The following is an 11,357-nucleotide window of genomic DNA, read 5'->3' on the forward strand; positions in this document are numbered from 1 at the left end:
CGATTAAACCATTTAAATAATTTTATATCTCCCCCTTACGAGGGAGATCCAGCATCATTAATTGCAGCAGAAAGTATGTCACCAAATGAACCAAGATTTGCACTCTTTTTAGCGCCCAACCGAGCTGCCTCGAATCTATCTCCGATGCTCCCGGGTTTAATATAATCGTCATAATGTTTTTTATTATTGGGGCGCGCGCGATTGATACGTTCAACTTTTCTCTTGAAAATATCATGATAGTTGTATTTAAGCATATTGAAAACATAGGTCAAAGCTTCATCTATTTCATCGAATTGATGACGTCGCAGACACACTTCTATAAAGTATGATAAACCATTTAAGGCTTTTACTTTTATGTCATGCTCAAATCCCTCTAGTTCCTTGTTTTTTATGCAGTTGTAAACTTCAATGCCAGGGTAATTATGAATCCTGTAGAATTCTTGGCGTTGATCTGCAAATGCCTTGTCATATTCAGGCTTTGTTATTTCTTTCAACCTATAGCTATCTTTTAATTCCTCTCTGGCATCAATCCAAAATGTAGCTTCGTACCTCATAAGGACACAGAGAAAATCGAGTTTCTCGTTTTTTTCGGTAAAGGAATCAAGCCGAAGTAAATTACTTACTAAATTTATTGCTTTGACTTTTTCATTTTTATCGCCACGCCAAAGATATGTTGCATAGGTTTTCACGAATGTTGGCGAGTAGTTGTATACATGTTGGTTATCCTCAAGTAAAGCAATTCCTTCGTCATAACTCCCAGTATCCTCTACTAGGTATTGGGCTAGATTAATAATAGCCTGTATTTTTATGTCAACTGGTGTCGCAATTCTAGAAATTATTGAACGATATTTTTGGATAACCTCACTTGATTTTTTTGTAAGGCGAGAGTTGTCGGCATCATTAAGAAGTGAGAGATTATTATCTAAATTTTTATCTCTGCCTATTAGCTGAAGACGACTAGTTACAGAACCATCATCCTGGAATGATTGTCTCATGAGTGTTACAATCTCACTGGAGTAGACCTTAAAATATTTATTATCGACGATTGTAATAATTTTCAATTTAACCAGTTCTTCAACAGCCTTTTCAAAACTATGATCATCCTTCTCCATATTAAGAATGTATTGAATTTTTGATAGTAAATTACTCAAATCACTTTCTGATGTGAGTAGTCCCATAGCTCCAAAAATTTTAAGCGCACTAGCGGAAAGATATTCTTTGATCCTTCCGTATAGGAATTCTATTGCGTTTTTTTCAGTATTTACATGGGAGTCGAGCATAGTTTGAATTGAGCCACACTCTCCATAAATAAGCGCACTTTGGAATATAAATAATGGCCTGCCACTGGTCAGGTTGTGAATGGATTCTGCCAGTGCATTTACTTCTTTCCCTTTTTTATACAATGAAGGGTCAATTGAGAGTTCATTCTCAAGTACGCTATCAAAGAAGTTTAATGATTCGGTTGGTGAAAGTTCTCTGACTTCAATTTCTTCGCCAGTTATGTTGCTAGCTGATCTTGTCGTGATTACAACTTTATGATGGCTAATATCTAAAGATTTAATGAACTCTAAGAGTTTTTCTTTTTCACTGGGATTAAATGTTTCGTAATCATCAATGATTATGAGCATTTTACCTTGGAATTTTATAATTTCTACAGGGTCAGATGTGTCAGTACAAAATGCAATATTATTAATGTACCTAATGACAGAATCATAAGAGTCTACATTACCAGTCATTCTTTCAATAACACCAGTATGATAATTGAATTTACGATCTTTAGCCGAAACAAATGTAATGTAGTCAAAAAATTTTCTATCTTCACTGAGTAAAACTTCGCACACTCGTTGAATGGATGCGGTTTTTCCCACGCCACCATGTCCCCAAACGGTAGAGAAAACTGTTGATGCGTTTTCTTTCAGAAACTTAACTAATTTTTTGACGATTGCTGTATCAATATATTTTTTGTAATTATTTTCAAAACTATTAATAATTGTTCCATTTGGTGCCTTAACTCTCCTTTCGTCTATTTCCATTCCACCGCCAATGAGTTCATCAATAATAAAGTATTCTCTATTGGTCTTTATCAATTGATTGAATGTTGCTCTTGATGCGAGTTTGTCATCTATAAATGAAAAAATATAAAACTCGTCTATTTCGTTGATTTTAATAAATGGAGATATTTGATGGTACACACCATCGTGGTGGATGTATATTATATTTTTTTCGAGTTTGACTGCGGATTGTGAAATGGAGCAAGGGGAGTATTCGCCATTGGGTTTGTATCTAATTCCTTTAGATACATTATCATCAGATGCAATCACGTTGATGATATCGATATCACTTTTTAGAAAGACTGGTCCATCGTCTTTTATCGCTTGATAGAGATCGGAAAAAATAGTATAGAGATTCTCTGAGTTGTCCTCAAAAGAGAACCCGTGACCTATCAATTCATTTCGAATAGTTGGATATGTATTGATACTATCTCTGAATGTTTTAAGTTTTTTATTTCCAAAAATCTCACCATCTATATCCAGAGTTCTAGCTAAACTCAAAATACTACCGATGGATGGCCTAACAATGCCTTGATAGCAACTACACTTTGCATCATCACTAACGCGCGAAATATTTTTATTCCAAAGATATCCGAGTATAAGCAGCAATACATACTCTAATCGAGATTGTTCCTGAGTTGCAGCATCTCGATAATTCCCAGTGAATACGTTTAAATCAGATTTTTCACCAATTTTTTTAGAAATATAATCCATATAAGTACCGATACAAATCAATTAATCGGGGCATTATGGCACGTAAATCAGAGAGGGGAGCTTGTTGGCTCATAAACCCCCAATTTTAGGGGGGGGCAGGCTTCAAAATTGCAGGAAAAAATCAGGAAGGGTGCAGCAAGGTTAACGCCGAGCTGAACCTTGGGTTAGTCTAGAGATCACCAAATAGTCCGCTGTATCAAGACGCTGTTAAATTTAAAAGTCGGCTAAGAGCGAGGAACGGAAGTGATTTTATGCCATCAGGGGCCAAGAGGTAGAGTTGTCAACTAAAAAGATGACTAACAAAGTAGTGCAGATTAACTCGCTACCGGGCATAACTACTTCATCCTTCACTACCCAGTCATAAACCGTCTGCCATCTAACCCCAATGTGACGAGCGTAGGTACTTTCGTTAATAGGATTTAAAATTTTTCATTTTTGGGATAAGGTTATAAAAATTCTAGTGATGAGAAAAACAACATGGATCCATTACTTGCTCAAATAATTGTCAGTGGCACTGGCGAAGCGGTAAAAGTTATGACCGAGAAACTTCTTTCTTCTAAATGGCTTAAAGGGACTGAGGACTCTATTGGAATAATTGAACAATTAGACCAATCTGAAATTAGAACTAAATATATAGAGAAGCATGTATCCAATGCGCTACGGATGAGAACTCTCCACCAGCGAGAACATGATATTTTACTTGGTGATATATATTTTCCTTTAACAATAAAAAATGCAGCAAATAACGATGAAATCATAATTAATGATGACTGTATTATATCTCACCCTCGTATTTTAAACATCGTGGGCATCGCAGGCCAAGGTAAAAGCACCATACTAAGAAAGTTATTTCTAAATGAAATAGAACTCAAAAACAGAATCCCATTTTTTTTGGAGCTAAGAAGAGTAGAAAAAGGGACTATATTAGATTTTTTCAAATTAACACTTGAGTCGCTTGGTGTTGATATAGATCGTTCGAATAACCATGTTGAACTACTTTTACAATCAGGAAAGATTATTTTAATGCTTGATGGGTTCGATGAAGTAAAAGCTAACTCAAGGCTTGAAATATTGTCTCAGATAAAAGAATTAAACATTAGATATAATTGCCATGTTATAGTTACAAGTCGCCCAGAAACTGAGGTGTGTAGAGAAACATCCATTAATAACTTGATAGTTAAAGAGTTGAACGAGGAAAGCCAACTTGGCATATTAAAAGTATTATCCAATCAAACTGAATTTAATGAATTATCTAGTGTGATTAGTGACAATCCTCAACTCAAAGAAACCCTTAAAACACCTATCTTGATAAACCTCTTATATGTATGTTATCCATATTGGGATGAATTACCAAGTAATGTTGTGGAGTTTTATAATAAGTTATACATTACTCTTTATCTCAAGCATGATAGGATGAAATCTTGGGCCCGTGAACGTAAATCAACACTTAACACAGATGATTCACTATGGTGTTTTTCTGCCCTGTGCTATTTTTCGATGAAAGATGAAGTTTTTGAATTCGATACAATATCGCTGGCAAAATATGCAAAAAAAGCACTCAACGCTGCGAGTATTAACACAAAAGAATGCGAGCTTTTTGTAGATGACATCATCAATATTACTTGTTTGATTCAGCAAGATGGTTTAGACCGTTATGTCTTCCTCCATAAGTCAGTACAAGAATACCATGCCGCTTATACTATAAGTAATCTTCCCAAAGAAATAAAAATGAAATTTTACGATTCGATTACAGAAAACTTATCCTCAAATGATAAGTTCGATAACGTGCTAACTTTCTTACATTATATAGATAAAGATGCATTCCAAGAGCAAATTTCTATAAAATACTTCGAAACATTAGGATTGGCAGTCATTGCAAACGCTGATTTAAATGATGTTTGCCATTTTATAATTAAAAAAACCGAAAGGTTGAGCTTATACGCTGAGAGCATCGACAATGAACAAGTATCATGGCAAGAAATTGAACTCATCTCTCAAGAACTTGGGCTTGACGTCTTGCATCTTATGACTGGTGGGCTGCGAGTTATTGATGACACTTTAGATGATCTTATATTAGATGCCGCAAATAACGACTTTCATATTTCTGAACTCGAAAAATATGATTATTCCAGCGTTGCTAACCCACTGACAGAAAGAACCTCTGTAACGAGCTTTAGAATTAACCTTGCTAGTTTTATAATTAAAAACAATTTACTTGAAGATTTAGCTAAGTTATTAAAAAAAACCGCCTCTGAATACTATCACTGCACTTACACCCCATTAATTAAAGAGAAGAAAAAAAAGGCGAAGGCATTATACAAAGAGTTTGAAATCAAACGAGAAATCTGAAATAGATTATACTCCTGAAATTATTGGTGCAGGGCTAATTGATACAATTAATTAGTCCCTTCCTTAGTTTATATAAAATATTAATTTATTAAATCCTACTTTTTTGTATGTATTCCGCGTAATCATACCATTCATATTTATAGTGACCAGCCCCTATTGGTATTTGGCATCGTCCGCTTCTGGCACGGAGCGGACAAGCAAACTGAGCTAAAGGTCCGCGGTGAGCAAAGAAAAGACATTCAACTTTTTGATGCTTATTCATAATGATGACATTACAACGAAAAATTTGCATCTGTCAGCAGGGATGGTCATGATACAACTTAAGTCATGACAATGTTTTGGCATATTTAGTTGCGCATTGTAAAGTTAATAACATATTATACTGTCGTCAGGTTACTTCTCTTTCGAAACTATTACCCCATTCCAATAGACTAATAGTTAATCACGAAAACATTGTTGCGATATGATACGATTAAGTTTTTTCAATTTGTTATATAAACATTCATAAAATGTGATATGATTTTGTTAAGTTTTGTATTTGACGAAATAATTATAATGGTGAGATTATGAGTAAGAAAAAACTCAAAGAAATAACTATTGGTGAACTATACCATCTTTCGTATGATGCATTTGAAAAACACAATAAAAGCCGCATGACACTGAGGCAGATTGGACGGCAATTTATTGATTACACCTTGGGGTTAAATTCATTTAAAATTGATTTCTCTCAGGTTCGCCTGAACTTCATCAATGAGTCTGGCATGCAGGATGTGACTGAAGATGAAAACGAGTTTTATAAATATATTGCAAAGTGGTATGTGGGGTTAGAGAAAGAACCTCGCGATATGGTTTTAAACCTATTCTATCACGCCAGTGATGATCTGCAAAAAATCGACAGTCAACTCAAACTAATTAATGCTCACCTTAAGGGGCTTGAGGAAAAAAAGAAAATATCCGGCTGGTTAAATGGTGAGGAGCGTTATGACAGAAACTTATATGAGTACTACAGAGATAAAAATCAATCTGCTAAAGACGAAATTTTAAAGTTTTTATCAGAAGATCTGGAGAATTATGCTTTATTAAAATGTCAACATCATTATACAACGCTACCAATGTTGGGTTTTTTTACTGGTCCAATGCCTTATAGCTATTCTCGCGGGATAATGTTCTCTAATTTAGATTCATTTGATGTTGAACAAATGACTGTTATGTCGAACAAATTTCTAGATTTACCTTTACCTCAATACACTCTAATTAACAACCTCTACAAAAATGACAAAGAAAAATTTTATGAGTTCGCAAAAAGATTCATTTCTGGTGAGATTGAAGGACTTGACTGTGCACTCGATAAAATAGAAGGTTATTTTTTAACTAGTCATATTATAGGGAAAAGGCGCGATGTCCTCTCAGTCATCATCAGTCATTATAAGAATGAAGATTATGTGTCAGTTGTTAATATGCTCCCCATGCAAATTGAAGGTATATTCCACGACATATGTACTGAATTAGGAATTGATGAATCAAGGCTTGATATATCATCAATCAATGAAAAGCTAAGAATATTGAAAGATAGTATCCGTAGTTTCATTTATTTTGAATATTACTCCTTCAAGTTCCCTGTTATACGAAATATTGTTGCTCACGGAAAATTAGTTGAAGCAGACATAGAACAGGAAGCAATTATGTTAATGCTAGACCTCCTGCCAGTTTGTGACATGGCAGTTTCTGATGAAATACCAGTATTTAGAAAGATGAAATTGCTAAATAAAGTTTTGTGTAATGATTTTGAAAGCCTTATGGAATATATGAGTTTATATGATATAGTCATCCCAGATTTTTATGATTTGGCTGATGACATCCAGACTGCCGAAAGCAAACTTTCGAGCGATAATTTTTGGGCCTATCTTCGCAATGAAGTCAAGAAGTCCGAAGTTAAAGACATTAACGAATCCAACATTGTTAAGTTCGTCAAGAATCTAAATGGTCGAAAAATCTGTAAACAGAGAGCAAATGCGTTCTTAAAAGATTTGCCGAATGTTATTAATGAAATTTTGGCCGATAACGCTGCGAGGAAGGAAATAGTCAAGAAATTTACCGATTTTGTCAAAAAGAATCCTGATTGAATTCGTTTATTGAAGCCAATGATAGAGTTGGAGTAAAAAGTATAAATAATTGGGATTAATTTTTAGTGTGTGACCCTTACTCCATATACTATGACAATCCGATTTAGAAAACGTCAGCTTCAGGCACTCAGGTACCCTTCGAGGCAAAGTCGGCAACACCGCGGGGAGACAGAAGTTGGGATTTATCATCAATGATTAAAATTGCCGACTAAACAGATGGCTACCGAAGCCGTAGCGATTCTAACAAACTGAATTTTCAGCGCTGGAAGGTAAAACGGAAAATCCCGAAAAGGTGAACATCATTCCTTTGGGATGAACAACATGTCAATTAACGAAAACATGATAGTGATTTACGTTCCGGAGTCCCTGGTTCCCGGTTTGCGTGAGTTAACCGGTCCGGTTTTATTTGATATGGATAAGCTAAGAGTGGACAGCGGGTTTGCTCTGGCTCCTGATGAGTTCGTCACCAGTCTTAGGATGCTGGCGGAAGCTGAATTGATGTCTGGATATCAAAAGAATTCCATTGCTATAATCCCTGAAGGGCTGAACACCCTGACTGAGTAAAAGCTGCGCCAACCGGAGTACGCGATGGCGCATAAAACTGAAGTAACCTATTCTCGCCGTCCTGTTCAGGGCGGTGCTTTTGTTCGTGCAGGTGGTACAGCATGAGCAAAAAGCGCACTTACAAAACCAAAACCGAGCAAAGGCACCTTGACCGCGTGGTGGCGCTGGGCTGTATTGTTTGCCGCAATGAAGGTCTCGGTGAATCCCCTGCAGTTATTCATCACATCAGAACCGGTCAGGGTGCAGGTCAGCGCTCCAGTCATTTCGAAACAATCCCTCTTTGCCCTGCACATCATCAATTTCATGGTGTTGGCGTTTCATATCACGATTGCCCCAAAACCTGGGAAATGAAATACGGCACTGAAACCGACCTCCTCGGACAGGTTCTTTATGAGCTGGGAGGGGCAAAATGATGATCATCAATCAGCTGGTTATTTTATCGCTGCGTGAAAAGTGGCTGCGCCTGCGCGTATATCGCTTTTCTGGTTCTGTCCTGACCGATTATCGAATTATCAAAAACTACGCCCATCGACTCATGACGCGGGAGCCAAAAGTATGAACCTCGAAAGTATCGTTAAATATTTTTCTCCTAAATCCATGATGCCTGGCGCGGTACCGTGCGGAATTACTGCTGAAACGCTGACCATCACTGATGTGATGGCATCACTTGGGATGGCTGCCGCTAAATCAGCGATCGGCATTGAGCTTTATCTGGCAAAGGCTGGCGTTCTGCCGGTAGACAACATCACAAACTACATCGAGCAGCTGGCGCTCGAGCGAGGAAAGAAAAATCGCACGCTACAAAAAATGACAGCACACCAGCGGCGCATCTTCCTGCGCACACTGGCGGAGTTTGTTTTCCGTGATTATTCGCTCAGTGCTGCCAGTGAAATTAAGTGTGATCACTGTGTAGGGTCAGGTTTCATTGATGCTGAGGTATTCACGATGAAGTCAGTACGTATTTCAGGAACCAGGCAGGGACCGCGTGAAGTTCGCGAGCAAATCCGCGTTATCTGCAAACCTTGTGGAGGGAAGGGGCGCACCCGGAATGAATGCCGATGCCGTGGGCGCGGTGAGGTACTCGACAAAAAGAAAACAGAATTTCAGGGTGTACCGGTCTATTCGCAGTGTAAGCGCTGCGCCGGGCGTGGGTATCCACGATTGAAGGATTCTGAGATTTTTAAAGCGCTGGGCATTCCTGAAACAACATGGCGCCGAAACTATAAGTTATTTTTCGATCGCCTGGTAACGCATTGCCATGTAGAAGAGTCCTGCGCTGAAAGGATGCTGAAAGCGGTGACTGGATAATAGCCATATTGAAACTATGCCATTGCAAAAGTGGCGGAAAATGGATACGCTGATTCTAACGCTGGGGTATTACGCCTGTGACGTTACTGATTTTAAAGCCTCGGCATTCGCCGGGGTTTTTTCATTTTTGGAGAATGATATGCCTCGTTCTTTGTTGAGGGTTGATGCAGATGACGTGAGAGAGTTTTCTCTCAGCGTTTCATCGGGATCTACATCTGGTGCTATTGAGAAGTTACGGAATGCACTGGACGTTCTTGAATCAGGGAATTCACACTTTGCAGAAGGTAAAGGCAGCGTGATGCTGATTAATAATGAGGTTAAAGCAGCATCACGCCGTATCAGGGAGAGTCAATAGTTTGTTTCTTTGGCGACAAACACCGGCAATGGAAGAAGTATTTCCCAAAACGGTGTGTAGTCATCATGAATCTGGCTGGAGTCAGAGGTCCAATAAATATGTACACGGCGATATAGCTCAAGGATAGTGCACTCTATATTTATGAGATTCATATCCCCCTTATGAACATTTTCGCGGGTGTAAACTTCATAAATTGGCGCTATTTTTTCTTCTTCTGTTTTCGCTTGATCAGCACGGTAGGCCATTGCCTCCTCATGAGTTTCACAAGCAAACAGGCATTGATATCTGGACACCTTTTCTGGGAAGTATGCTTTACGCGTATGTTCCATAATAAGTCCCATCATCAGGGCTTCACTTTCCTCGCTGCGCTCGTCCATTCTGGGACCTGAATTGTATAGGTAGTTATAACCATGTCTGGAAATTCCAGCAGGAAACATACTGTTTAAAAATTTATCTTCGTGCTCATTTTCTGGATGAAATACGGAAAGGGATACGATGCTGTCCGGCTTAAGCCTTCTACTGAAATCAACAGTGAAATATTTTTTTCCGATACCAGAATAATAATTAGGGCCGATTGCTTCCTCATTACCAAAAATCACAAATCACCTCCAGTTGGATGTGGGTACCCTTACAGCGTCACGATATCAGTCAAGGTAAAATGTCGCTAGAAAACACCATAGCGGCAAACTTCGATCCGCATTTTCGGCAACTTTCCGCAAATCCCATGGTTAATCTCGTTCGTGGGATTTGCAGAAAAACTGCGGTAGTAGCATAAAATTGAACCCGCCAGCGCGGTTTTTTTCCGTTTTAAGCGCCATCTTCCAGACGCACACCACCTTACAAACAGTAATGAAACCTTACCTGCTTCATTGAGTTCAATCATAATTTTTTAAATTAAAGGCCCTGAATATGCGCATTCAAATTCACGAACCATGGAAAGACGGCATGAGCATTACTTATCAGGACTTAAAAGAGGCTTTTTCGGAAACCTATCAACGTCATAAGTCTTTAGAAATCGAGCTTAGAAAAGAGATTGATATACTTGTTGAAGAGTTCAAAAAATCACTATCAAGCGAACCTTTGACCTATCGCGCTGAGGATTGGGATGGCATTTTTTTTGGTAGCGCGGTCCGGAGTGAGGAAAAGCCAAGAGTCAGTGTCAGTTCAGTTGCCGGTGAAGAAAATCCCGTAACTGGCATTGCCGTGGGGGAGTCGTTAACACCGAGAATTGGCTTCACTTTACAAGTTGCAGTTGGTGGTGAAAGGCAAGGCGATCCAATGATATACCTGTCCCAGAAGGTGGAAATTGGTGAGCTACTCGGATGTCTTTCTGTATGGGTTGATAGTCGTTCATTCCAGATCGCCAACACCAAGAACATCCCCAAATATGATGATGTCTGCAGCTGTATCAAAATGAATCTTCTGCAGCAGTGCAAAGGATAGTCCCATCTCCCTGCATTAAGTATTCAACCCGGTCTAAGCTTGTGCCGGTTTTTTTTATCTCGGCATTGTGAATCACCAATACAAAATCAATAGCCCACCTCGTTTGCGAACCTGGTGGGCTTTTTTATGGAAGAAATCCCCATGCCATACAAATCAAGTATCGCTGACTGGTTCACTCAGTTGATGGGTAATCCTCCGGAGTGGATGAAGTTGCTCTTTATCGTTGTCCTGGGTGAATTAGCTCGCTGGATGTACGGCGGTGGTCGAATCCGGGAACGCTGCGCTGACGCTATAACCTGCGTATTGCTGTTTTACCTGGTTCGACCCTGGATACCACAACTCCCGCCAGTGATGGGCGTAAAAATTCTTCCTGGTTCTGTGGCCATTATTCTCGCTCTGGTCGGAGGCTCTGTTTGTGCTGGGATCCTGGCATGGGTATTCGAGATGAAA

At 38.7% G+C, this 11,357-nt stretch carries 11 protein-coding genes; 9 read left to right on the forward strand and 2 right to left on the reverse strand.

Translation table 11 applies throughout. The features are described from left to right. Positions 1–35: 35 nt before the first annotated feature. Entirely contained in the window at positions 36–2,765 is a 2,730-nt protein-coding gene (locus CJP72_RS21255) for an NB-ARC domain-containing protein (RefSeq protein WP_162383296.1), read from the reverse strand. A 477-nt stretch (positions 2,766–3,242) separates the two neighbouring features. On the opposite strand from CJP72_RS21255, the gene CJP72_RS21260 reads away from it, so the two are divergent. The 7 genes from CJP72_RS21260 (at position 3,243) to CJP72_RS21290 (ending at position 9,464) form a co-directional block, all read left to right on the forward strand. Beyond that, positions 3,243–5,114, forward strand: coding sequence for an NACHT domain-containing protein (locus tag CJP72_RS21260; protein ID WP_162383297.1), 1,872 nt, complete (start codon positions 3,243–3,245; stop codon positions 5,112–5,114). A gap of 566 nt (positions 5,115–5,680) precedes the next feature. After that, entirely contained in the window at positions 5,681–7,237 is a 1,557-nt protein-coding gene (locus CJP72_RS21265) for a hypothetical protein (RefSeq protein WP_162383298.1), read from the forward strand. A 321-nt stretch (positions 7,238–7,558) separates the two neighbouring features. Next, positions 7,559–7,801: a hypothetical protein gene (locus CJP72_RS21270; RefSeq protein WP_162383265.1), complete on the forward strand. Its 243-nt coding sequence runs from the start codon at positions 7,559–7,561 to the stop codon at positions 7,799–7,801. A gap of 101 nt (positions 7,802–7,902) precedes the next feature. Next, a complete protein-coding gene (locus CJP72_RS21275) occupies positions 7,903–8,214 on the forward strand; it encodes a Ref family recombination enhancement nuclease (RefSeq protein ID WP_162383299.1) in 312 nt (103 codons plus the stop codon). Next, complete coding sequence (locus CJP72_RS21280; protein ID WP_162383305.1) at positions 8,214–8,360, forward strand: YlcG family protein; 147 nt, start codon at positions 8,214–8,216, stop codon at positions 8,358–8,360. Before CJP72_RS21275 ends, CJP72_RS21280 begins: the two co-directional genes overlap by 1 nt. Continuing rightward, complete coding sequence (locus CJP72_RS21285; RefSeq protein ID WP_162383300.1) at positions 8,357–9,109, forward strand: antitermination protein Q; 753 nt, start codon at positions 8,357–8,359, stop codon at positions 9,107–9,109. Before CJP72_RS21280 ends, CJP72_RS21285 begins: the two co-directional genes overlap by 4 nt. Positions 9,110–9,149: 40 nt before the next feature. After that, the gene (locus tag CJP72_RS21290) at positions 9,150–9,464 is read left to right on the forward strand and encodes a hypothetical protein (RefSeq protein ID WP_162383266.1); all 315 of its coding nucleotides are present in this window, start codon (positions 9,150–9,152) and stop codon (positions 9,462–9,464) included. Here CJP72_RS21290 and CJP72_RS26140 read toward each other — a convergent pair. Beyond that, a complete protein-coding gene (locus tag CJP72_RS26140) occupies positions 9,458–10,063 on the reverse strand; it encodes a DUF2441 domain-containing protein (RefSeq protein WP_162383301.1) in 606 nt (201 codons plus the stop codon). The genes CJP72_RS21290 and CJP72_RS26140 overlap by 7 nt on opposite strands. A gap of 310 nt (positions 10,064–10,373) precedes the next feature. Here CJP72_RS26140 and CJP72_RS21300 point away from each other — a divergent pair, with 310 nt between their 5' ends. Together CJP72_RS21300 and CJP72_RS21305 are read left to right on the forward strand one after the other, a co-directional pair. Then, the gene (locus tag CJP72_RS21300) at positions 10,374–10,907 is read left to right on the forward strand and encodes a hypothetical protein (RefSeq protein ID WP_162383302.1); all 534 of its coding nucleotides are present in this window, start codon (positions 10,374–10,376) and stop codon (positions 10,905–10,907) included. A gap of 141 nt (positions 10,908–11,048) precedes the next feature. Beyond that, on the forward strand, positions 11,049–11,357 hold a 309-nt coding region (locus CJP72_RS21305), incomplete at its 3' end, for a hypothetical protein (protein ID WP_162383303.1).

Origin of the sequence: Citrobacter sp. NCU1 (genome assembly GCF_010231475.1) — a bacterium.
Classification (GTDB): Bacteria; Pseudomonadota; Gammaproteobacteria; order Enterobacterales; family Enterobacteriaceae; genus Citrobacter_D.

What these genes read in the sequence shown, in the direction of transcription:
- CJP72_RS21300 (WP_162383302.1), top strand. Translation starts at nt 10,374, where the DNA reads ATGCGCATTCAAATTCACGAACCATGGAAAGACGGCATGAGCATTACT.
- CJP72_RS21285 (WP_162383300.1), top strand. Translation starts at nt 8,357, where the DNA reads ATGAACCTCGAAAGTATCGTTAAATATTTTTCTCCTAAATCCATGATG.
- CJP72_RS21255 (WP_162383296.1), bottom strand. Translation starts at nt 2,765, where the DNA reads ATGGATTATATTTCTAAAAAAATTGGTGAAAAATCTGATTTAAACGTA.
- CJP72_RS21260 (WP_162383297.1), top strand. Translation starts at nt 3,243, where the DNA reads ATGGATCCATTACTTGCTCAAATAATTGTCAGTGGCACTGGCGAAGCG.
- CJP72_RS21265 (WP_162383298.1), top strand. Translation starts at nt 5,681, where the DNA reads ATGAGTAAGAAAAAACTCAAAGAAATAACTATTGGTGAACTATACCAT.
- CJP72_RS21290 (WP_162383266.1), top strand. Translation starts at nt 9,150, where the DNA reads ATGGATACGCTGATTCTAACGCTGGGGTATTACGCCTGTGACGTTACT.
- CJP72_RS21280 (WP_162383305.1), top strand. Translation starts at nt 8,214, where the DNA reads ATGATCATCAATCAGCTGGTTATTTTATCGCTGCGTGAAAAGTGGCTG.
- CJP72_RS21270 (WP_162383265.1), top strand. Translation starts at nt 7,559, where the DNA reads ATGTCAATTAACGAAAACATGATAGTGATTTACGTTCCGGAGTCCCTG.
- CJP72_RS21275 (WP_162383299.1), top strand. Translation starts at nt 7,903, where the DNA reads ATGAGCAAAAAGCGCACTTACAAAACCAAAACCGAGCAAAGGCACCTT.